Genomic DNA, 22,849 nt, shown 5'->3' on the forward strand with positions numbered 1-22,849 from the left:
ATCTTAGCTTAAAGCAGCTTCGATGGCGCTACCATATAAATCTTGTAAGCTAATACCTGCTTTTGCGGCTTGCTGAGGTAAAATACTGGCCTGGCTAAGTCCGGGAGTAGTATTCATTTCTATAAAATGTGGCTCGCCGTTGTGAAAAATAAATTCAGAGCGTGTAAAACCTTTCATTTTCAATTTCTCATAAATAAGCTTGGCGATTTCCTGAACCTTTTTAGTGTCTTCTTCTGAAATTCTTGCCGGAGTTATTTCTTGGGATTTTCCAAGATATTTAGCTTCGTAATCGAAGAATTCATTTTCAGAAACAATTTCGGTTACCGGAAGCGCAAGTAACTCACCATTATAAGTGATTACACCCACTGAAACTTCAGTGCCATCTAAAAATGATTCAATTATAGCTTCATCATCTTCTTGAAATGCATTTTGCGCAGCGCGATACAATTCGTCTTTTTGCTTCACTTTTGTTATTCCGAAGCTACTTCCGGCACGATTAGCCTTTACAAAACAGGGAAGTCCAACTTTTTCCAATATAGCATCAACATCTAAAATATCTTCTTTATTCAGAAAATAGTTTTTAGCGGTCTTAATTCCGTAGGGTTTTAAAACACTTATAAGATCACGCTTGTTAAACGTTAGTGCAGATTGATAATGATCTGCAGCCGTTTGCGGAATATTGAGCAATTCTAGATAAGCTTGTAAAAGACCGTTTTCACCGGGTGTACCATGGATTGTATTAAAAACACAGTCAAATTTGATAATTTCACCATCAATTTTTACTGTGAAGTCACTTTTATTTATTGGATATGGAGTGTCGTTTTCGGTAACTACAAACCACTCGTTTTGTAAAATATGCACGCGGTAAGGTTCGTATTTATTGCGATCCAGGTTTTCGTACACCATATTACCACTATTAATAGAAATGCGGTATTCACTTGAGAAGCCGCCCATTGCGATGGCAATTTTTTTCTTCATATTCAATATATCAGATTATGCTGCGTTAAAACAAAAATATCACGAAAAAAGGTTGTCACCAAAACCAAGGTGTTTTTATATCTTTGCTTTTTATTTTGTAAATATATGGGATTGTTCAAATTCATTTTCAGTAAAACATTTTTAATTCAGCTTGTGCTGGCCATTATTTTAGTTGTTGTTCTTGTTTATGGCGCGATGCAATGGTTAGAGTATACCACCAATCAGGGAGAGCGTATAGAGGTACCAAATTTAGCTGAACTTTCCTTAAGCGAAGTCGAAACCCTTTTGGATGAAAACGACTTGCGATACGAGATTTTAGATTCGGCTAATTTTAATCCAGATTATCCTAGATTTTCAGTGATAGAACAAGTACCAAGAGCCGGTAAATTTGTAAAAGAAAATCGTAAAATTTATTTGACGCTAAATCCTTCTGGTTATCGAAAAATTGTGATTCCAGATCTTATTCGTAGAACAAAAAGACAAGCCGTCCCTACTTTAAAATCTTTAGGGTTTGAGATAGGTGAAATTACTTATAAACCAGATATTGCTGAAGATGCTGTTTTAGAACTTCGACATAATGGAGAATTGATTGAATCGGGAGATGAACTGATGAAAACTTCAAAAATCGACTTGGTTTTAGGAGATGGTTCGGGAAGTTATAGACGCCCAACAGAAGATAGTACAGAAATTGAAGAAACTACAGACGAAGACCAATTTGATTTTTAATGAAGGAACATCCCGAAGAAAATAACGAGCTGGAAGAGCAGAGCGATGAAACGCTATACGAGCATCATAAATTTGTGGCTGAAAAAGGTCAAAACCCACTTCGCGTTGATAAATATTTGATGAATTATATCGAGAAAGCCACTCGAAACAAAATTCAGAAAGCGGCGAAAGATGGAAATATTTATGTAAACGATGTTGCGGTAAAACAAAATTATAAAGTAAAGGCCGGCGATGTGGTGCAGGTAATGTTCGAGCATCCACCGTATGAATTTTTGCTTACGCCAGAAGATATTCCCTTAGATATTGTTTACGAAGATGATATACTTCTTGTGGTGAATAAACCAGCAGGAATGGTGGTGCATCCCGGGCACGGCAATTATAGCGGAACTTTAATAAATGCTTTGATCTATCATTTCGAAAATTTGCCGAATAATAGCAGTGATCGGCCAGGCTTAGTGCATCGAATAGATAAGGACACCAGCGGACTTTTAGTTGTTGCGAAAACCGAACATGCTATGGCACATTTGTCGAAACAGTTTTTCGATAAGACCAGTGAGCGCGAATATGTTGCAATGGTTTGGGGAAATGTTGAAGAAGATGAAGGTACGGTTGAAGGCAATATTGGCAGACATCCAAAAAACAGACTGCAGAATACTGTTTATGAAGGTGACGATGCTGAAAAAGGAAAACCGGCAGTAACCCATTTTAAAGTGTTGGAACGTTTTGGTTATGTTACTTTGGTGGCTTGTAAATTAGAAACAGGTAGAACGCACCAAATACGTGTACACATGAAGCATATTGGGCATACCCTTTTTAATGATGAGCGCTACGGCGGGGAGAAGATTTTAAAAGGAACCACCTTTACCAAATACAAACAATTTGTAGAAAATTGTTTTAAAATTTTACCAAGACAGGCTTTACACGCAAAGACTTTGGGCTTTACACATCCGAAGACAGGGGAGTGGATGAGTTTTAATTCAGAATTGCCAGAAGATATAGTTGGCGCGATAGAGAAATGGCGCAACTATGCAAAAAATCAAAAAGAAATGCTGTAGCATTCAACCGAAAATCAATAATATATAAGACCTTTCTATTGCTTTATAAATAAGTAATTAAAGGTCTTTTTTATTTTCGGGAAGCGAAATCTTATCTTTACTTTATAAACGGAAATATTCGAAGTTAGATGTTGTTACCCTGAACTCGATTCAGGGGCTCATCTTCATGATTTTTTAATTTACTATGAAATTCCAGATCAAGTCCGGAAAGACGAAAGTATCAATTAGTAAAAACTACGGATAATTAAAAAAAGAAAAGAAAAATGAAAATAGTTGTATCACCAGCAAAAAGTCTAGATTACGAATCAAAGTTACCTACTACTCGAGGAACACAACCCTCATTTTTAGATACTACAGGAAAACTGAATCGAAAATTGGCTAGAATGACCAAGAAAGAGATTTCAGATTTAATGAGTATTAGCGATAAATTGGCTGATCTTAATTATACACGTTATCAGGATTTCGAAGAAGATCATACCAAAAAGAATTCTCGCCCGGCGATGTACGCGTTTAATGGTGATGTTTATAATGGGCTAGATGCTTACACAATTCCAGAAGATAAATTAGATGATATTCAAAATACACTTAGAATACTCTCTGGTCTATACGGAATTTTAAAACCGCTTGATCTTATTCAGCCGTATCGTTTAGAAATGGGGACCAAAATAGGAATCGAAAATACCGATACGCTTTACGAAGTTTGGAAAGAAAAGGTGACCGACTATTTAAATTCAGAATTAAAAAAAGATGAGCTTTTAGTGAATCTTGCCAGTAACGAATATTTTAAAGCAGTAGATACTAAAGCTTTAAAAGTTCCGGTAATTTCTCCGGTTTTTAAAGATTATAAAAATGGAAAGTTAAAAATCATCAGTTTTTACGCAAAAAAGGCTAGAGGTTCTATGGTTCGTTATATTATCGATAATTCGGCTAAAACTTTAGATGATATTAAAGGTTTTGACTACGAAGATTATAAATTTAGTGCTGAGCATACCGAGAAGGAAAACGAACCGGTTTTTATACGCTAACATCTAACGAAAGTTTAATATTCAAAATAGCTTTTTTTATTGCTACCGAATTATATTCGTGAAACCCCAAAAAACTAAAAAACAATGGCTGAAATTAAAGCAGCAATATTCGATTTCGACGGTACTTTAGTAGATTCTGAACATTATCATTACAACTCGTGGGTGGAGGTTTTAAAAGATTACGACGCTCAGCTAGACTACGATTATTATATAAAAACTTATGCAGGTACACCTTCGCCAATTAATGCAAAGGCGATCATAGAACAGTTTAATCTACCAATCTCTAGAGAAGATCTCACCTACAAGCGCGAACGCATGGCCGAAAAATTGGTAAAGGAATCTGAAGTTGAATTTATGCCTTTCGCGATCGAAACCTTAGATTTTTTCAAAGAAAAAAATATTCCCATTTATCTGGTTACCGGAAGCCCAAGAAACAATGTTGAATATTTGCTAAAGAAAACCGGTATAGCAAAGTATTTTGAGTTCGAGATCACCAGAACTGATGTGAAAAACAGCAAACCAGATCCTGAAAGTTATCTGACGGCTATCGAAAAAATCAACTTACCTAAAGAAAATATGATCGTTTTTGAAGATACTCGAACTGGAGTAGCTTCAGCAAAAGGAGCACATTTGGAGTGTTTGGCGATACAATCTAATATCAATTTAAAAGATAATGTAAAGGCAGCCGATAAAATTTTTGATAGCTTGCAGGAAGCCACGCAGTATTTAGAAAAAGAAGGCCGAGTTTAAACAATATCGCTATTTTCCATCATAAACATCCATATTCGCCATTTATACCAGAGAATGCCACTAAGTTAATTGTCGGAACATTGCCTCCGCCTAGATTTACGCAGCGTAAATTAAAAGAACGAGATGTCGATTTTTGCTACGGAAGTCAGGATGGGTTGCTTTGGCCAATTTTAGACCGAATTTTTGATCTGAATTTGATTTATGATAATTCAGTAGAAGCTATTAGGCAGCGGAAGGATTTTCTTCGCAAACGCGGAATCGGGATTTGTGATGTAGTAGAAAGTAGTTATCGAGAAAAGATAGATGCTTCAGATTTGGGAATGAAGGATGTAGAACTTCGGGATATGCTTCAGATTTTACGAAATCATCCAAAAATTGACACGCTTTTATTCACCGGAGGAAATAGTAAGAATGGCCCGGAATATTTTTTCAGAAGACATTTAAAAAATTCCGAAGAAGAAAATATCAAACTGAAAGTTATCGATAACGAACCACCAAGAATTCATCAATTTGTGTTGGACGGTAGATTGATAAAAACAGTTTCTTTAACAGCGCCATCCGGTTCAGCAAACAGAGCGATTGGAAGTATGCAACTTTATAAAGAATTGAAGTCGAAAGATTCTAATTTCAATACCGTAGATTTTAGAGTGCTGCAGTATAAAGAGTTCTTCTAGAAGCTTTAAGACATAAAAAAATCCCTGAAACTCAATTTGAATTTCAGGGATTTTTATTTTGCAGATTATCTACTCGATAACCGAGATTAAATACCGCGAGATTTGTCTCGAAATAATAAATTATTTTCTGATAAATACCTTAAAGCTTTAATCTTGGGTAATTTACTGCAACGCTTTTTTATCTTGTTCTGCGAGGGTAGTTGGCTTTACTTTAAACTTTTTACGTTTAGGTCGTAGTTTTCCGCTAGTGCCGATCGCTATTTTCCCTCGTTTTGTTTTTTTATCGCCTCTTCCCATAAAATTTATTTTTTATTTTGTTGATCTTTAACTGTTTTTTCATCGATATCTACTTTGTTGGTAGATTCATTTCTGTTTCCCGAAGGTTGAGTCGGATTTTTTTGATCTGTTTTTCTAGTTCGGTGATTATCTTCAATTGGCCCTCCCATAATTCATGTTTTTTAGGTTCATTTTAAAGATACGAACTCATACTCTTAAAAGCTCCTAACACTGTGTTAGACTTTGGTTAAACTGGCCTTACCGATTTTACAAAATCTTGAATATTATTTTTACCATGTTGGTCAATATGTTTAATAAAAGCACTGCCAATAATCGCCCCTTTGGCATATTTTGTGGCTTCGTTAAACGTGTCTGCATCACTAATTCCGAAACCTACAATTTGCGGATTTTTCAGTTTCATATCAGCAATTCGTTTAAAGTAAGCTTTCGTTTCTTCTCCAAAACCTTTTGTACCTCCGGTAACACTTGCGGTACTTACCATATAAATAAAACCGTCGGAAACTTCGTCGATAAAACGTATACGTTCTTCAGAAGTTTGTGGTGTGATAAGGAATATATTTTTTAATCCGTGTTTATCGAATATCGCTTTATATTCATCATTATAAACATCCACAGGAAGATCCGGAATTATGAGTCCGTCAATGCCAACTTCTTGACATTTTGCACAAAATTTTTCTACACCAAACTGAAGCATCGGATTAAAATATCCCATAATGACTAACGGAATAGAAACTTCAGAACGAATATCTTTTAATTGTTCAAAAAGTTTGTTGGTGGTCATTCCGTTTTTCAATGCGATAGTAGAACTTTCCTGAATGGTGGGACCATCTGCCAAAGGATCACTAAAAGGCAACCCGATTTCTATAAAATCGACTCCACTTTTTTCCAGATCCTTAATTATCGATACGGTATCTTTATTTTCAGGATATCCGGAGGTAAAATATATAGAAAGAAGTTTTTTATCTTCTTTCATTTTTTGATTAATTCTATTCATTTTTTTAGCTATTTATGATTTTAATTTTATTTCGTCACCCTGAACTTGATTCAGGGTCTCATGTAGTAATTTCAGTAATTGATTACTTAACGTTATGAGATTCCGTGTCGAGCACGGAATGACGAAAACACTAAAACTTTCAGCACTTTAAATTTAATTTTTAAAGGTCAAAATAATCGATATACGTATTTAAATCTTTATCGCCACGTCCAGAAAGATTTACCACTACAATATCATCTTCTTTAAATTTTCGATCTTCAAAAATAGCCAGAGCGTGAGAAGATTCTATAGCCGGAATAATTCCTTCTAATTTTGCCAATTCTAATCCAGCTTTCATGGCAGCTTTATCGGTGATTGAAATAAACTCACCACGACCACTTCTAAATAAATTGGCATGCATAGGCCCAACACCGGGATAATCCAAACCAGCCGAAATGGAATACGGTTCGGTGATTTGTCCGTCATCCGTTTGCATCAACAAAGTTTTACTTCCGTGGATAATTCCTTCTTTACCTAAGGCCGAAGTTGCTGCACTTTCGCCGGTGTAAATTCCTTTTCCGGCAGCTTCCACCGCGATAATACCAACTTCAGGATTATCTAGATAATGAAAATACGCACCGGCAGCATTACTACCACCACCAACACAAGCCACTACATAATCCGGATTTTTACGGTTTTCTTTTTCCTTTAGTTGCGTTTTAATTTCTTCGGAAATTACCGCCTGAAATCTCGCCACCATATCTGGATATGGATGCGGCCCAACCACAGATCCAATAATATAATGTGTGTCTACCGGATTATTGATCCAATCGCGAATCGCTTCGTTCGTTGCATCTTTCAAGGTTTTACTACCCGATTTTGCCGGAACCACCTTAGCGCCCAACATTTTCATTCGGGCTACGTTTGGCGCCTGGCGTTCAATATCGATCTCGCCCATGTAAACAATACACTCTATTCCCATTAGCGCGCAAACCGTCGCGGTTGCAACTCCGTGTTGGCCGGCACCGGTTTCAGCGATAATTCGGTTTTTACCTAAGCGTTTCGCCATTAAAATCTGTCCAACCGTATTGTTCACTTTATGGGCACCGGTATGGCAAAGATCTTCACGTTTTAAATATACTTTGGTATTGTATTTTTTACTGAAACGTTCAGCATAATAAAGTGGAGTAGGGCGACCTACATAATCTTTTAAAAGCGCCTTGAATTCTTTCTGAAAAGAATCTTCTTTCATAATATCTAAATACTGCCTGCGCAATTCTTCAACATTAGGATATAGCATTTCAGGAATAAAGGCGCCCCCAAATTCGCCGTAATATCCTTTTTCGTCTGCCTGGTATGTCATTTTATTTAGCTTTTTAGCCTAGAGCTTTCAGCTTTCAGCTATTTATTTTAGTTTACAGTTTACAGTTTTTTGCCTTACAGCTTGTGGCAATTAGCCGGTTTAATCTCATTTAAAATTCAGCATTCAACATTAAAAAATAATCATCCTTCTTTTCCATTTTCAAATCACCACATTGCTGAATCAGCATTTCAACTCATCAACAAATTGTTTAAGTTTTTTTACGTTTTTCAGTCCGGGTTCGGTTTCGAAAGTACTGTTTACATCAACAGCATAAAGCAAATGTTGTTTGTCAATATTACTGAAATAGTCATAGAATTTTTTTAGATCTTCCAGCTGTTCTAAACCAATCCCGCCGCTTAGAAAAAATGGTTTTTCTGAAGGATATTCTTTTAATAAAGTCCAATCAAAAGTTTCGCCATTGCCTCCTTTATGTTTGCCTTTGGTATCGAAAAGAAAGTAATCGACATGATCTTCGAAAGCTGTTAATTGATTAAAATCGAATTCAGATTTAACAGAAAATACTTTTATGATTTCAATATTCGTAGCTTTTAAAACCGATTTTAATTCCGCACAAAATTCGGCTGATTCGCTACCGTGAAGCTGAATAGCATTGAGATCGTATTCATTAATTTTATCAAGAATATCTGCAATTTTAGCTTTTACAAAAACTCCGGTCTTTTTTATCGAATCTGAAATTTTTGGAATTTCAGCATTAAAAAAACGAGGTGTTTTGTCGTAGAAAATAAAACCCATATAATCTGGGTTGATTGCTGCAACCTCCTGAATATTTTCAGGATGTTTCATTCCGCATATTTTGAGTTTTAAATTCATGGTTTTTTAGCTTTTTGCCATCAGCCTTAAGTTGACAGCTTTTTACTTTTTCATCTCGACCGTTTAGATAGCTTCTTGTGAAGAGATTTGACTTTTATTTCAACTTTGATATTTTATATTTAAACTTTTCTTTTTTCCATTGATGAAAAAAGAAACAAAAAAATCTAGGCTTACGAAACTGACTCTAAATTGTATGTTCGGAAGCTAAATTTTGGAAACTCGCCTACGGCTCAAACAGTCTAAAATTATAACGCTTCTCTCACTTCCAATTTTACGAGTAATTTTCGATAGGCCATTTTTCTTCCAAAATTTAAATAATCTTCAAATTATCCCATTTTTAAATTACCACGTCATCAAATCGTCTATTCTCTATATTCTAAAAGTGAAACGGTCTATGTTCTAAATTAGTTCATCAATAAACTCCTTCGCGCTTTCTCCAGGATTATCGGTTTTCATGAAGTTTTCTCCAATTAAAAAACCTTCGTATCCAAACTGTTTTAAATCTTTTATGGCTTCTACTGAACTAATTCCGCTTTCGCTAACTTTTACAAAATCGTCCGGAATTTTTTCTGAAAGCTCTTTGCTGGTTTGGGTGCTGACTTCAAAAGTCTTTAGGTTCCGATTATTTACGCCCAACATATCTAAACTCGGCATAATCGATTTTTCTAATTCTTCTTGATTGTGCACTTCTAAAAGTACATCTAAACCAAGATTCTTGGCAAATTGAGATAATTGTTTAATCTGCTTGCGTTCTAAAACCGCAGCGATTAATAAGATCACATCGGCTCCGTGAGCTTTGGCTTCCAGTAGCTGATATTCGTCGATTATAAACTCTTTTCTTAAAATTGGCATTTTCACCGCAGCACGAGCATATAATAGATCGTCTAAAGAACCCCCAAAATATTTTCCATCGGTTAAAACCGACATTCCGCTTACTCCGGCATTTTCGTAACCTTTGGCTACATTTTCTACATTTAAACTTTGGTTAATGACCGATTTAGAAGGAGAACGGCGTTTATGTTCTGCGATTATGCCGCTTTTGCTTTTTCGAAGTGCATCGGCCAAAGAAACGGTTTCTCTTTCAAACAAAGCTGAATTTTCCAATTGAGATATCGGAACAACTAGTTTTTTTAAAACCAGTTCTTTATGTTTATCGGCAATTATTTTATCTAGAATGTTCATAGGTTTTTATTCGCTTAATTCTTGTAATTTTTTTAAGGCCTGCAAGGCTTTTCCTGATTGAATAGATTCTTTTGCAGCATGAAAACCTTCTTGTGGCGTACAATTTTTTGCGGTTGCAATAGCCATTCCTGCATTCGCACAAACTACGTTTTCTTGAGCTTCGGTGCCTTTACCACGAAGAATGTTTACCAAAATCATAGCAGAATTTTCTATAGTTCCGCCACCGTAAATTTCTTCTTGTTTTAATTTCTTAACTCCAAAATCACTAGGTTTTAATATACTTTCGGTGTTATTAGAAATTACTTTAGTGTCGCTAGTTAACGAAATTTCGTCGTAACCATCTAATGCATATAAGATACTGAAATTTTTATCGGTGTTTTGATATAGATACCCATACATTCTAGCCAATTCTAAATTGAATACACCTACTAATTGATTTTTCGGAAAAGCCGGATTTACCATTGGGCCGAGCATATTAAAAAAGGTTTTTACGGCTAAACTTTTACGAATAGGCGCTACATTTTTCATAGCCGGATGAAATAGGGGAGCGTGCAATACGCAGATTCCTGCTTTATCGATACATTTTTCTAAAAAATCGGAATTGTTACTGAAACGAATCCCTAAATGTTCCATAGCGTTTGAGCTACCGCTAACCGACGATACACCATAATTACCATGTTTCGTGACATGAACTCCCGCGCCTGCAGTTACAAAAGATGCAGTGGTTGAAATATTGAAGGTGTTTTTACCATCGCCACCCGTACCGCAAAGATCGATAGGATTGTAAGCGCTTAAATCGATTGCAACACATAATTCTAAAAGCGCATCTCTAAAACCTTCTAACTCGGCTATAGTTACGCTTCGCATCATGTATACGGTTAGAAAAGCGGCGATTTGACTTTCGTTATATTCACCATCTGAAATATTGAATAAGGCTTGTTTTGCTTCTTCTTTGCTTATGGTTTCGTGGTTAATTAACCTATTGAGTAATTCTTTCATGGTATATGGAATGCTCCGTTATCAAACGGAAGGTAAATGTATATGTTTTGAAAATTAGATGTTTGCTTTGTTTTAACCTAAGAATCTGTTTTTACCCAATTTTCAATCATTTTTTTACCTTCTGGGGTTAAAACGGATTCCGGATGAAATTGAACACCACGTACATCAAATTCTCGATGGCGTAGTGACATGATTTGTCCTTTATCATCAAAAGAAGTTGCCTCTAGCGCATCGGGCAATTCTTTTAAAACCACCCACGAGTGGTAACGCCCCACTTTAATTTTTTTATCTAAACCGGCAAATAGCGGTTCGTCTTCAACCACAATATCTATATCGGTAGCAATACCATGGTAAACCGATTCTAGATTTCCTAATTTTCCGCCGTACACTTCTCCAATGGCTTGTTGGCCGAGGCATACGCCGAATATACTTTTTGTGGCACCGTATTTTTCTATGATTGGCTTTAATAGTCCGGCTTCTGAAGGGATTCCCGGGCCCGGCGATAATAAAATTTTGTCGAAATTTTCTACAAAATCGATATCTAACTGATCGTTTCTACGTACGGTAACTTCACAATCCAGATCTTCTAGATAATGTACCAGGTTGTACACAAACGAATCGTAATTATCTATAACTAATACTTTTTTCATTTTAAAAGTTTCTTTTTGCGTTAGGGATTGAGGTATTGTTGGAGCTCTTTTTAAACGAGTTAGCGTTTAAAAAAGCGACTACCGAAAGCCCGACCGCCCCTTAGGTGGTAACGCCGTTATTCTATGTTTTCAGCGATTTCTAATGCTTTAGTTAATGCGCCTAGTTTGTTATATACTTCTTGTAATTCGTTTTCGTCTTTCGATTCTGAAACTACACCGGCACCGGCCTGATAGTGTAATTGGTGATTTTTACTAACGAATGAACGGATGATAATGGCATGATTGAAATTGCCGTGAAAATCCATAAAACCGATGGCACCACCGTAAGCATCGCGGTTTACATTTTCGCATTCTTCAATAAGCTTCATCGCGCTATGTTTGGGCGCACCGCTTAATGTTCCGGCCGGGAATGTATCGGCAACGACCTGCATGGTTGGCGTATCTGGATTTTTTGTTCCGGTTACTTTGCTTACCAAATGAATTACATGAGAGAAAAACTGAATTTCGCGATAGGTTTCTACTTTTACATTGCTTCCGTTTCGGCTAAGGTCGTTACGGGCAAGATCGACTAGCATTACGTGCTCGGCATTTTCTTTTTCGTCGGCACTGAGTTGCTTGGCAATTTCGGCATCTTTTTCGTCGTTTCCGGTACGTTTAAAAGTTCCGGCGATTGGATGAATTTCGGCCTGGCCTTCGTCGACAACTAATTGCGCTTCCGGTGAACTTCCGAAGATTTTAAAGTTTCCGTAGTCGAAGTAGAAAAGGTAAGGAGAAGGGTTGATGCTTCGTAAAGCGCGGTAAACATTAAATTCGTCTCCTTTAAATTTTTGAGAAAATCGTCTGGAAAGTACAATCTGAAAAACATCTCCACGAAAGCAGTGTTTTTTACCGAATTTCACTTGTTTGATAAACTCGTCGTCGGTTAAATTACTTTCGGTTTCGCCGTCACGATAAAAAGTGTAGGTTGAAAAATTCTTGACACTTATTAATTGTTCGATCTCCGGAATCTTATTGTCGCCATCGTAAGAATGGTTAAAAATAAAAGCTTGATTGTTGAAGTGATTAATTGCGATGATGTTTTGGTACACCGCGTAATACATATCGGGTAATTGTAAATCGCCTTTTTTCTTCGTAATTTCTATATCTTCAAAATAGCGAACACCGTCGTAAGAAATATAACCGAACAGTCCATTATTGATAAATTTAAAGTCAGATTCTTCAGTATCGAACAATTTTCCAAAATCCTGAATTTTCTCTGGAATATTAACTTCTGAAGTAATCTTGGTTGTTTTTGAAGTTCCGTCTGGAAATTCTTCAACGATCTCTTCGTTTTGAACTTTTATTGAAGCAATGGGATTGCAACAGATATACGAGAAACTGTTTTTATTGGCATGGTAATCACTACTTTCTAGCAATAAACTATTTGGATATTTATCTCTTACTTTTAGATAAACACTAACCGGAGTAATGGTATCTGCTAGGAGTTTTTTGTAATTGGTTTTTAATTTGTACATAATTTTAAAGCATCTTAAAACAAAAAAAAGGCTTGTCGTGAGACAAGCCTTTTAATTATATATTTTTATACAATAGCAATTTAGCTCACGAAGTTGGAACGTAAGTTAGACCACCACCAAGTATTTGCAATACTGTTTTTCATTACTTCAAATATAGTTATGATATTTGAAAGGACAAATAAAAAGCTTAAAAAAATAAATACCGTAATCTGTAGGAGAGATTACGGTATTTCAATAATGTGTTGAGGAGGTTAAAATTTTAAATCTACAGCGATATCAAAATCGTCATAAATTGTTTTATCGCCTAAATTATCGAAGAAACTACCAGACCCGTAACGTACTTCGTATTTTGTACGATCGATAGTAAGATCGGCGTGTGCAGATTTTCCATCATACTCCATATCAAAAGCTACGGGATTCGTAATTCCTTTAATTGTAAGATCACCTACGATGCCGTAAGTGTCATCAGATTTTTTTGATGCTGTAGTAATAACCAGTTTGGCTTCAGGATGGTTGGCAATCCCAAAGAAATCATCAGATTTTAAGTGACCTTCTAGTTTTCCTTTACTTTCACCTTCAAGATCGGTTACATTAATAGAAGTCATATCCATTACAAATTCACCTCCGGTAATTTTATCTTCATCTACATTTAAATAGCCAGATTTTAAATCGATAGTTCCGTGATGACTTCCGGTAACTTTTTCACCATTCCATGTTATGGTGCTGTTTTTAACGTTTACTTTTTGAATAGCAGCAGTAAACGACATCATGGCAATTACAATAACAGAAGCTAAAGCTCCTTTTAAGATATTATTTTTCATAGCAATTTTTGATTATTTATTTTTTATATAAACTTAAATAAATCTTCTTTTGATTTGCGGACTTTGGCAGCATGTTGTGTTTTATCTTCTTTGCTTCTATAACCTACGCAGGCAATTACAGCCGTATGCAGTCCTTTTTCTTCTAATCCCAAAATATTATCGAATTCTTCAGCAGAAAAGCCTTCCATTGGACATACATCAATTTTTAAATGCGCTGCAGTATTCAATAGAAATCCTAAAGCTAAATACGCTTGTTTTTGTGCCCATTCATTTTGTTCAGCATCAGAAAATTGAAGCGTCGAATTTTTAATCATATCTGCCATTCCCTGAAGGTCTTCAACTTTTAGATCTCTAGTTTCGGCTACATTTTTGATGTAGTTATCTACATAAGCTTCATCTAATTTTTTATGATTGGCAAAAACAATTACTTGTGAAGCTTCGGTAAGTTGTGTTTGGTTCCACGCAGCAGCTTTTAATTTTTCTCGAACCTCTGGATTTTCAACTACAAAAATTTGATAAGGTTGTAATCCGTAAGAAGAAGCAGAAAGTTGCACTCCTTCAAGCAGCTCCTCTAAATTTTCTTTTGATATTTTTTTTGATGCATCAAACTTCTTTGTTGCATATCTCCATTTTAAATTTTCAATTGTATTATTCATAATTTTAGGTTTAGTTTCTAATTTTTTCTAGGCTGTTATTTAATTCAGCTACCTCTTTTTCGGATAAGGCGTTCACAAGATTATTTTCTACCTTTTGTACTAAAGGATCTAGGATCTCTAAAAGAGCAAGCCCATCTTTAGTAATTATAATTTCTACTTTTCGTCTGTTTTCTTCGCAAACACAGCGTTTCACCAAATTTTTTTTAATCAATTTATCTACCAGACGAGTAGTGTTACTCATTTTGTTCACCATTCGATCTTGAATGGTACTAAGGTTTGCCGGTTTTCCTTTTTGTCCTCGTAAAATCCGAAGAACATTAAATTGTTGCATTGAAATTTCGTGAGGTTTAAGAGCTTCGTTCATCATACTAGTAGCTTTATCTGCACATAGCATAATATTAATAACCAGTTTTTTACTGTCGGCTAAATGATTTGTTTTTAAAAGCTCTTCCGTTTTCATTGTCTATACAATATTTGTATATACAAATATAATAGCTGTTTTGATTGAATTTTATTAAAATAATGTTAAAATTATATGTTTAAATTTGAGAGTTTACTTATGATTTTTTATAGAACAGTATATTTACTGCGATAATTAGAAAAATTAAAATATGAAAGAGCTTTCACAAGAAGAATGGAGTAAACAATTATCCACAGATAACGATGCTATTATTTTGGATGTTCGTACTGAAGAAGAAGTTGAAGAAGGATATATTCCTGAATCTAAGAATATTGATATCTACAAAGGACAGGAATTTATAGAAGAAGTTGAAAAATTAGATAAAAGCAAGAATTTTTATGTTTACTGTCGATCAGGAAAACGTAGTGCCCAAGCTTGTGCTATTCTCGACCAATTAGGCTACGCAAATACTTATAATTTGCAGGGTGGTTTTATGGAATGGGATGGAGAAACCGCTCAAGACTAATGAAAAGGCTCTTTTTTGCTGTAATCTTGTTATTCCTTTCTTTGCAATCTTGCAAGGAATTGGAAGCTAGCGAGATCGATATGATATCAGCTGAAGAAATGTTAGAGCGTCTTGATGAAGAAGAATTTCAAGTATTGGATGTGCGACCGGAAGAAGAATTCGCTGATGCCCATATATTAAGGGCGAAGAATATCATTCTAAATGAAAATAATGATAATTCTTTATTTTTTGATACGCTATCCAAGGATAAACCAGTAGTTATTTATGGGGAGAATAAAGAGCATACTAAAAAGGCTATTGACATTCTGAAAAAAGATGGTTTTAGTGAAGTATACGAACTCGAAGGCGGTATTCAGGATTGGATACTTTTAGGTGGGGAAGTACATTAAAAATATTCATGCATCAAAATGGAAACTAATAAGGGTTTCCATTTTTTATGTGTAATATTCTGAGAATGTTAAATATATTTTATATTTAGCTCGAATTTTATAACAAGCTTTTCTATGAGAAAAACTTTTACATTTCTTTCTTTTCTATTATTTTCTATAACAACATCCTTTGCGCAGCAAGATCTTATAATAGGAGTGAAGGCTGGCGTTAATTATGTTTTTGGAGCTGAGATAGAGACCCAGGGTGTACCTGCTACGGGATTTAATGGAGGTACTCTTGATTCTGAATTTAAAGAAGGATTCCATGGTGGAATGTATGGTCAAAAAAGTTTCGGTAAATTTTTTCTTCGTCTAGAAGGATTATACAATACCGCGAAGGTTGACTTTGCTTTTGATAAGCGTTTTGCATCTTATTCTTACGATAAAATAAGTGTTCCAGTACTTATAGGTTATCATATTTATGAGCCGTTTGATCTCTACGTGGGACCAGGTTTAAGTATGATGGTTGGAGATGCGGTTTTAGAATACGAAGAGTCTTTTGAGGGGGGAGTAATACCTACTGATAAATCTTATTTATCTGCTAATATAGGAGCGAAAGCTCATTTTGGCCGATTTGAGATTGATTTAAGGTATGAGCATAATTTTAAAAGTTCAGAAGAAACTCCTGTTTTGTTGGACTACACTTCATTTGGCGGAATTAATTCTGTATTTAAAAACAAACGTTTTAATCAATTAATGTTAAGTGTTTCGTTCATTCTATTTGATTCTAATTATCGCCCTAAAAAAACAAAAAGTCGCGGTTGCTATTTCAATTAAAAAAATAAAAGAATAAATAAAAGAAAGCCTCGATATTTCGAGGCTTTTTTAATTCTAAAATGAGCAGTAGTAGCTTATATAAGAAACAAATTGTTTAAGAACCACCAATAAAACAATCAAACTACTGCTCGTTAACCTAACCATTAACCATCAATACTTGATACTTCAAATATAGATTGATTGTTTGTATTTACTAGTTGTAATTAGATGAATAAGTGGGGTTGTTTAGATGAATTGTATAATCTAGAAGACAAACGGAAGAATATCCGGTTAAGATCATTTAAGTCTTAGATTATCGAATATCTAATATTGGTCAAAAACGATAATAAAAAAAAGACCGGCTTCATAGAAACCGGTCTTTTATAAGAGAGTATAATTGTTTTTATTTATTTTACTTTATCAACAATTGCTTTAAACGCATCTGGGTGGTTCATCGCTAAATCTGCTAAAACCTTACGGTTCAATCCGATTTCATTAGCTTTTACTTTTCCCATAAATTGCGAATAAGACATTCCTTGTTGACGAGCTGCAGCGTTAATACGCATAATCCATAATGAACGGAAATTACGTTTTTTAGCTTTACGGTCTCTATAAGAGTAAAGCATTGCTTTTTCAACTGCATTTTTTGCTACTGTCCAAACGTTTTTACGACGTCCAAAGTAGCCTTTTGCTTGCTTAAGAACTTTTTTTCTTCTAGCTCTTTTCGCAACAGAATTTACTGATCTTGGCATAATTTTTAAATTTTGTAGCAGGCGATCGAAAATCGATACTTTTAAATAAGAATTTTAATTCTTATTTGCCCAACTCCAGGGTTTATAATGAATTTAAACCGTTAAACTTCAGTTTACTTTAAACGTAATTGAAGTTTAACATTATCTTTATCGGCATCAGATACTAACGTACTGTGCGTCAATTTAAGCTTACGTTTTTTAGACTTCTTTGTTAAGATATGGCTTTTAAACGCGTGCTTTCTTTTAATCTTTCCAGAACCTGTTAGCTTAAAACGCTTCTTTGCGCTGGATTTCGTTTTCATCTTAGGCATGCTATCCTTCTTTTATAATTATAACTCTCTTATGTTATTGTTTTTTCTTGGTGGATGGAGACATGAACATGGTCATGCGCTTACCTTCAAGTTTTGGCATTTGTTCTACTTTACCATATTCTTCAAGATCTGTCGCAAGACGCAATAATAGAATTTCTCCTTTATCCTTAAATACAATAGAACGACCTTTAAAAAATACAAATGCTTTTAGTTTAGCCCCGTCTTTGAGGAATTTTTCAGCATTTTTCTTTTTAAATTCGTAGTCGTGATCGTCTGTATTAGGGCCAAAACGAATTTCCTTAACGACAACTTTACTTGCTTTAGCCTTCATGGCTTTTTCACGCTTCTTTTGTTCGTAAAGGAATTTTTTGTAATCCATCGCCTTAACTACGGGCGGTTTGGCATCTGGAGAAATTTCCACTAAATCAAGTCCAAGTTCTTCAGCAATAGCTAAAGCTTTTTCTATTGGGTAAACATCCATTTCCACATTATCACCTACCAATCGAACTTCACTAGCTCTAATTTTCTGATTGATTTTGTGTTGATCTTCTTTACGAGTTACTCTTTGTTGTCTCGATTTTTTTCTTCGTATTGCTATGGCTTCAAGTTTTTAGTTATACTTCAAACGCTTTGAGCGTTTTTTCAATTTCGTTTTTTACAATTTTAGCGAAGTCTTCTACTGGCATCGTTCCAATATCGCCTTCACCGTGTTTACGTACAGAAACTGTACCATCTTTAGCTTCTTGCTCTCCAACAATCAACATATAAGGGAATTTTTGCACTTCGGCCTCCCTTATTTTCTTTCCAATGGTTTCATTTCTGTTATCTACTACGCCGCGAATTTCGTGATTTTCTAATAAACTTAAAACTTTTTGGCTATAATTTTCATATTTCTCGCTGAGAGAGAGTATGGTAGCCTGTTCTGGCATTAACCAAAGTGGAAAATTACCTCCTGTATGTTCTAAGAGAATAGCAATAAACCTTTCCATACTACCAAAAGGAGCTCTGTGAATCATCACAGGTCTATGTGTATTGTTGTCACTGCCTTTATACGTCAGGTCAAAACGTTCGGGTAGATTATAATCTACTTGGATGGTGCCAAGTTGCCAGCTTCTGCCAAGTGCATCTTTAACCATAAAGTCTAATTTTGGTCCATAAAATGCAGCCTCACCGGTTTCTATTACATAATTTAGGCCTTTTTCTTTAGCTGCATTGATAATGGCAGTTTCAGCTTTTTCCCAAACATCATCACTACCTATATATTTTTCCTTATTTTCTGGATCCCTTAAAGATACCTGTGCAGTAAAGTTTTCAAAACCTAAACTGTCAAATACATATAATGTAAGATCGATAACTTTTTTAAATTCTTCATCTAACTGTTCTGGCGTACAGAAAATATGAGCATCATCCTGAGTAAAGCCTCTAACTCGTGTTAAACCATGTAGTTCCCCACTTTGTTCGTAACGATAAACAGTTCCAAATTCAGCAAATCGTTTTGGTAGATCCCTATAGCTCCAGGATTGTGAATTATAAATTTCGCAATGATGGGGGCAATTCATGGGTTTCAATAAAAACTCTTCTCCTTCGTGTGGGGTTTTAATTGGTTGAAAACTGTCCTCGCCATATTTCGCATAGTGGCCAGAAGTTACGTATAAGTCTTTGTTACCAATATGAGGGCTAACAACCATCTCGTAACCTGCTTTTCTTTGCGCTTTTTTCAGAAAGTTCTCTAAACGTTCTCTTAGTGCAGCTCCTTTAGGTAACCATAATGGTAACCCTTGTCCTACTTTCTGTGAAAAGGTGAAAAGTTCTAATTCTTTACCAAGCTTGCGATGATCTCTTTTTTTCGCTTCCTCAAGAAGTTCAAGATATTCCTTCAGCTCTTTTTGTTTTGGGAAACTTGTTCCATAAACACGAGTTAATTGTGGTTTATTTTCATCACCCCTCCAATAAGCTCCTGCAACACTCATTAATTTTACCGCTTTTATAATTCCGGTATTAGGAATATGTCCTCCACGGCATAAATCTGTAAACGTGTCATGATCGCAAAAGGTAATTGTGCCATCTTCAAGATTTTCAATAAGTTCTACCTTAAAAGTATTTCCTACCTCTTTGTAGTAGGTTAAAGCTTCATCTTTCGAAACCGCTCTCATGTTAAAATCATGCTTGCCTCTTGCGATTTCCAGCATACGATTTTCGATCTTAGTGAAATCATTTTCAGAAATTTTATGCTCACCAAAATCCACATCATAATAAAATCCGTTTTCTATAGACGGGCCAATAGTTAATTTGGCATCAGGATAAAGATCTTGTATCGCTTGTGCCATAACATGCGAGGTAGAATGCCAAAAAGCCTGTTTTCCTTCTTTGTCTTTCCAGGTATATAAGGTAAGTGTGCCATCAGATACTAAAGGAGTAGACGTTTCTACTATACTATCATTATATTTAGCTGAAATTACATTTCTAGCAAGCCCACTACTTATACTTTGGGCTACATCCATAGGAGTAGAGCCTTTTTCGAATTCCTTAATACTGCCATCCGGCAATGTTACCTTTATCATGTCTATATATTATAGTCGTTATTATAGATGGCAAAGATAATAGTTGTTATTGTTTGGGCAATACTAGTATTTAGTATTTTATGGGTGTTTCCCTATAATTTCGATTATAGGGAGCGGGCTATCCACTATATCTTGGCGCAATTACGATTAAATACAATTATCAAATATAAAATATTAATCATAGTATATAGTATACACGAAATTAAAGCGCCAAGGATGCCGTTGCTATCCCTAACACAATTTTAAGTTTTTTAAATAGTTGTAAATAAGTTCTTTGGATTTAAACTTTAATTTATTTTTAAAATATCTTTATTTTATCATTGCCAAAAAGAAATTAGAGATTATATTTGCACCCGCTTAGCGCCGGAGTGGTTGGCTGCGAGGGCGGATGTTCATTGAGGATACTGAAAAAGGAGCTTAAAAAAAACTTAAAAAAAGTTTTGGTGTTTAAAGAAAAAGGGTTGTATATTTGCAGCCGCTTTAACGGCGAGGTTCTTTGGAGGTAGCGTTTAAAAATACAGAAAAATAATTTTTATTTTTTCTTGTGAGTTTAAAAATTAGTTGTAGATTTGCAACCGCTTTCAGAGAAAGCGACACGGTTCTTAACACGCTGAATAACTAAGAAATACCGATTGGGGTTTGGTTAAGGTTCGAGTCCTTAATTTCTATCGAAGGGAAGTAATTCCCGGACTTTTAAATGAGTTCATTGACATATTGAATTGACAAACGACATTTTTTAATAGTACTGTATGGTATTATAAAAAAAATGGAAGTGTAGAATTAAGAATTAAGACTAGAGAGTCGTCTTTTGAGCTTTAAACTTCTTATTTATATAAGAACGCAAACTTAAGATTTGATTGTTACATATTAATGAAACAACGATGAAGAGTTTGATCCTGGCTCAGGATGAACGCTAGCGGCAGGCTTAACACATGCAAGTCGAGGGGTAACAGGGGAAAGCTTGCTTTTCTGCTGACGACCGGCGCACGGGTGCGTAACGCGTATGCAATCTACCTCTTACTGAGGGATAGCCCATGGAAACGTGGATTAATACCTCATAGTATTATGAATTAGCATTGATTTGTAATTAAAGGTTACGGTAAGAGATGAGCATGCGTCCTATTAGCTAGATGGTAAGGTAACGGCTTACCATGGCAACGATAGGTAGGGGTCCTGAGAGGGAGATCCCCCACACTGGTACTGAGACACGGACCAGACTCCTACGGGAGGCAGCAGTGAGGAATATTGGACAATGGGCGAGAGCCTGATCCAGCCATGCCGCGTGCAGGAAGACTGCCCTATGGGTTGTAAACTGCTTTTACAGAGGAAGAAACCCCTTTACGTGTAAAGGGCTGACGGTACTCTGCGAATAAGGATCGGCTAACTCCGTGCCAGCAGCCGCGGTAATACGGAGGATCCAAGCGTTATCCGGAATCATTGGGTTTAAAGGGTCCGTAGGCGGATTTATAAGTCAGTGGTGAAAGTCTTCCGCTTAACGGGAGAACTGCCATTGATACTGTAGATCTTGAATTATTATGAAGTGGTTAGAATGTGTAGTGTAGCGGTGAAATGCATAGATATTACACAGAATACCGATTGCGAAGGCAGATCACTAATAATATATTGACGCTGATGGACGAAAGCGTAGGTAGCGAACAGGATTAGATACCCTGGTAGTCTACGCCGTAAACGATGGTTACTAGCTGTCCGGCCCAATTGAGGGCTGGGTGGTTAAGCGAAAGTGATAAGTAACCCACCTGGGGAGTACGTTCGCAAGAATGAAACTCAAAGGAATTGACGGGGGCCCGCACAAGCGGTGGAGCATGTGGTTTAATTCGATGATACGCGAGGAACCTTACCAGGGCTTAAATGCAGTCTGACGTATTTGGAAACAGATATTTCTTCGGACAGATTGCAAGGTGCTGCATGGTTGTCGTCAGCTCGTGCCGTGAGGTGTCAGGTTAAGTCCTATAACGAGCGCAACCCCTGTGGTTAGTTGCCAGCACGTAATGGTGGGAACTCTAGCCAGACTGCCGGTGCAAACCGTGAGGAAGGTGGGGATGACGTCAAATCATCACGGCCCTTACGTCCTGGGCCACACACGTGCTACAATGGTAGGGACAGAGAGCAGCCACTTCGCGAGAAGGAGCGAATCTATAAACCCTATCACAGTTCGGATCGTAGTCTGCAACTCGACTACGTGAAGCTGGAATCGCTAGTAATCGCATATCAGCCATGATGCGGTGAATACGTTCCCGGGCCTTGTACACACCGCCCGTCAAGCCATGGAAGCTGGGGGTACCTGAAGTCCGTTACCGCAAGGAGCGGCCTAGGGTAAAACTAGTAACTGGGGCTAAGTCGTAACAAGGTAGCCGTACCGGAAGGTGCGGCTGGAACACCTCCTTTCTAGAGCAGAACCTTATTTTAGAATAAGGAACTGGCAATTAGATTTAGGGAAGTTCAAAAGCAAGTCCTTTTGGTCTTGATTCTTAATTTGTCAATTTGATTATATGGACAGTCTCATAGCTCAGCTGGTTAGAGCGCTACACTGATAATGTAGAGGTCGGCAGTTCGAGTCTGCCTGAGACTACTTTAAAGAAGTACTTGGAGGGCGAGAGTTT

Annotated in this window: 25 protein-coding genes, 1 tRNA gene and 1 rRNA gene; 10 read left to right on the plus strand and 17 right to left on the minus strand. The window is 36.2% G+C overall.

Annotated elements, in window-relative coordinates; genetic code table 11:
• Positions 1–3 precede the first annotated feature (3 nt).
• A complete protein-coding gene (locus PBT91_RS03345) occupies positions 4–978 on the minus strand; it encodes a D-alanine--D-alanine ligase (RefSeq protein WP_270060383.1) in 975 nt (324 codons plus the stop codon).
• A 105-nt stretch (positions 979–1,083) separates the two neighbouring features.
• Here PBT91_RS03345 and PBT91_RS03350 point away from each other — a divergent pair, with 105 nt between their 5' ends.
• From PBT91_RS03350 to PBT91_RS03370, 5 genes are all read left to right on the plus strand, one after another.
• Positions 1,084–1,704: a PASTA domain-containing protein gene (locus PBT91_RS03350; RefSeq protein ID WP_270060384.1), complete on the plus strand. Its 621-nt coding sequence runs from the start codon at positions 1,084–1,086 to the stop codon at positions 1,702–1,704.
• On the plus strand, positions 1,704–2,759 hold the full coding sequence (locus PBT91_RS03355) for an RluA family pseudouridine synthase (protein ID WP_270060385.1): 1,056 nt from the start codon (positions 1,704–1,706) through the stop codon (positions 2,757–2,759). Before PBT91_RS03350 ends, PBT91_RS03355 begins: the two co-directional genes overlap by 1 nt.
• Before the next feature lie 263 nt (positions 2,760–3,022).
• The gene (gene yaaA, locus PBT91_RS03360) at positions 3,023–3,784 is read left to right on the plus strand and encodes a peroxide stress protein YaaA (protein ID WP_270060386.1); all 762 of its coding nucleotides are present in this window, start codon (positions 3,023–3,025) and stop codon (positions 3,782–3,784) included.
• A gap of 84 nt (positions 3,785–3,868) precedes the next feature.
• Positions 3,869–4,534 (plus strand): HAD family hydrolase, encoded by a 666-nt coding sequence (locus PBT91_RS03365; RefSeq protein ID WP_270060387.1) that lies wholly within the window; start codon positions 3,869–3,871, stop codon positions 4,532–4,534.
• An 11-nt stretch (positions 4,535–4,545) separates the two neighbouring features.
• A complete protein-coding gene (locus tag PBT91_RS03370) occupies positions 4,546–5,208 on the plus strand; it encodes a uracil-DNA glycosylase family protein (protein WP_270061420.1) in 663 nt (220 codons plus the stop codon).
• A 162-nt stretch (positions 5,209–5,370) separates the two neighbouring features.
• Here PBT91_RS03370 and PBT91_RS03375 read toward each other — a convergent pair whose 3' ends face one another.
• The 12 genes from PBT91_RS03375 to PBT91_RS03430 all read right to left on the minus strand — a co-directional run bounded on the left by PBT91_RS03375 (position 5,371) and on the right by PBT91_RS03430 (position 14,954).
• Positions 5,371–5,505: a 30S ribosomal protein THX gene (locus tag PBT91_RS03375; RefSeq protein ID WP_270060388.1), complete on the minus strand. Its 135-nt coding sequence runs from the start codon at positions 5,503–5,505 to the stop codon at positions 5,371–5,373.
• Positions 5,506–5,510: 5 nt separating this feature from the next.
• Complete coding sequence (locus PBT91_RS03380; RefSeq protein WP_270060389.1) at positions 5,511–5,654, minus strand: hypothetical protein; 144 nt, start codon at positions 5,652–5,654, stop codon at positions 5,511–5,513.
• Positions 5,655–5,731: 77 nt separating this feature from the next.
• A complete protein-coding gene (gene trpA / locus PBT91_RS03385; RefSeq protein ID WP_270060390.1) occupies positions 5,732–6,499 on the minus strand; it encodes a tryptophan synthase subunit alpha in 768 nt (255 codons plus the stop codon).
• A gap of 160 nt (positions 6,500–6,659) precedes the next feature.
• Positions 6,660–7,841: a tryptophan synthase subunit beta gene (trpB, locus tag PBT91_RS03390; protein ID WP_270060391.1), complete on the minus strand. Its 1,182-nt coding sequence runs from the start codon at positions 7,839–7,841 to the stop codon at positions 6,660–6,662.
• 180 nt (positions 7,842–8,021) lie between these two features.
• Positions 8,022–8,672, minus strand: a complete 651-nt coding sequence (locus PBT91_RS03395) for a phosphoribosylanthranilate isomerase (protein WP_270060392.1) — start codon at positions 8,670–8,672, stop codon at positions 8,022–8,024.
• 399 nt (positions 8,673–9,071) lie between these two features.
• Positions 9,072–9,854: an indole-3-glycerol phosphate synthase TrpC gene (trpC, locus tag PBT91_RS03400; RefSeq protein ID WP_270060393.1), complete on the minus strand. Its 783-nt coding sequence runs from the start codon at positions 9,852–9,854 to the stop codon at positions 9,072–9,074.
• A 6-nt stretch (positions 9,855–9,860) separates the two neighbouring features.
• Positions 9,861–10,853, minus strand: a complete 993-nt coding sequence (gene trpD / locus PBT91_RS03405) for an anthranilate phosphoribosyltransferase (protein WP_270060394.1) — start codon at positions 10,851–10,853, stop codon at positions 9,861–9,863.
• Positions 10,854–10,930: 77 nt separating this feature from the next.
• Positions 10,931–11,503 carry an anthranilate synthase component II gene (locus tag PBT91_RS03410; RefSeq protein ID WP_270060395.1) on the minus strand — a complete coding sequence of 191 codons (573 nt, stop codon included), beginning with the start codon at positions 11,501–11,503 and terminating at the stop codon, positions 10,931–10,933.
• A 116-nt stretch (positions 11,504–11,619) separates the two neighbouring features.
• Positions 11,620–13,017, minus strand: coding sequence for an anthranilate synthase component I family protein (locus PBT91_RS03415; protein WP_270060396.1), 1,398 nt, complete (start codon positions 13,015–13,017; stop codon positions 11,620–11,622).
• 251 nt (positions 13,018–13,268) lie between these two features.
• A complete protein-coding gene (locus PBT91_RS03420; RefSeq protein WP_270060397.1) occupies positions 13,269–13,838 on the minus strand; it encodes a YceI family protein in 570 nt (189 codons plus the stop codon).
• 23 nt (positions 13,839–13,861) lie between these two features.
• Entirely contained in the window at positions 13,862–14,494 is a 633-nt protein-coding gene (locus PBT91_RS03425; RefSeq protein WP_270060398.1) for an NAD(P)H-dependent oxidoreductase, read from the minus strand.
• A gap of 10 nt (positions 14,495–14,504) precedes the next feature.
• On the minus strand, positions 14,505–14,954 hold the full coding sequence (locus tag PBT91_RS03430; RefSeq protein ID WP_270060399.1) for a MarR family winged helix-turn-helix transcriptional regulator: 450 nt from the start codon (positions 14,952–14,954) through the stop codon (positions 14,505–14,507).
• A 151-nt stretch (positions 14,955–15,105) separates the two neighbouring features.
• Between PBT91_RS03430 and PBT91_RS03435 the strand changes: the two genes are divergently transcribed.
• The 3 genes from PBT91_RS03435 (at position 15,106) to PBT91_RS03445 (ending at position 16,625) form a co-directional block, all read left to right on the plus strand.
• On the plus strand, positions 15,106–15,420 hold the full coding sequence (locus PBT91_RS03435; RefSeq protein ID WP_270060400.1) for a rhodanese-like domain-containing protein: 315 nt from the start codon (positions 15,106–15,108) through the stop codon (positions 15,418–15,420).
• The gene (locus tag PBT91_RS03440; protein ID WP_270060401.1) at positions 15,420–15,809 is read left to right on the plus strand and encodes a rhodanese-like domain-containing protein; all 390 of its coding nucleotides are present in this window, start codon (positions 15,420–15,422) and stop codon (positions 15,807–15,809) included. The genes PBT91_RS03435 and PBT91_RS03440 overlap by 1 nt, the downstream gene beginning before the upstream one ends.
• 114 nt (positions 15,810–15,923) lie before the next feature.
• Positions 15,924–16,625 carry a hypothetical protein gene (locus PBT91_RS03445; protein WP_270060402.1) on the plus strand — a complete coding sequence of 234 codons (702 nt, stop codon included), beginning with the start codon at positions 15,924–15,926 and terminating at the stop codon, positions 16,623–16,625.
• 386 nt (positions 16,626–17,011) lie between these two features.
• Here the strand turns inward: PBT91_RS03445 and rplT are convergent, their stop codons facing one another.
• From rplT to thrS, 4 genes are all read right to left on the minus strand, one after another.
• Complete coding sequence (gene rplT, locus PBT91_RS03450) at positions 17,012–17,356, minus strand: 50S ribosomal protein L20 (protein WP_270060403.1); 345 nt, start codon at positions 17,354–17,356, stop codon at positions 17,012–17,014.
• 113 nt (positions 17,357–17,469) lie between these two features.
• Positions 17,470–17,667, minus strand: a complete 198-nt coding sequence (rpmI, locus tag PBT91_RS03455) for a 50S ribosomal protein L35 (RefSeq protein WP_270060404.1) — start codon at positions 17,665–17,667, stop codon at positions 17,470–17,472.
• A 34-nt stretch (positions 17,668–17,701) separates the two neighbouring features.
• Positions 17,702–18,202: a translation initiation factor IF-3 gene (gene infC / locus PBT91_RS03460; RefSeq protein ID WP_270061421.1), complete on the minus strand. Its 501-nt coding sequence runs from the start codon at positions 18,200–18,202 to the stop codon at positions 17,702–17,704.
• 79 nt (positions 18,203–18,281) lie between these two features.
• Entirely contained in the window at positions 18,282–20,228 is a 1,947-nt protein-coding gene (gene thrS / locus PBT91_RS03465) for a threonine--tRNA ligase (protein ID WP_270060405.1), read from the minus strand.
• 878 nt (positions 20,229–21,106) lie between these two features.
• Between thrS and PBT91_RS03470 the strand changes: the two genes are divergently transcribed.
• Together PBT91_RS03470 and PBT91_RS03475 are read left to right on the plus strand one after the other, a co-directional pair.
• A 16S ribosomal RNA gene (locus PBT91_RS03470) occupies positions 21,107–22,634 on the plus strand.
• Between the two features lie 110 nt (positions 22,635–22,744).
• Positions 22,745–22,818 (plus strand) — tRNA-Ile (locus tag PBT91_RS03475).
• The last annotated feature ends 31 nt before the right edge of the window (positions 22,819–22,849 follow it).

The sequence above is a fragment of the Zunongwangia sp. HGR-M22 genome, assembly GCF_027594425.1.
Classification (GTDB): domain Bacteria; phylum Bacteroidota; class Bacteroidia; order Flavobacteriales; family Flavobacteriaceae; genus Zunongwangia.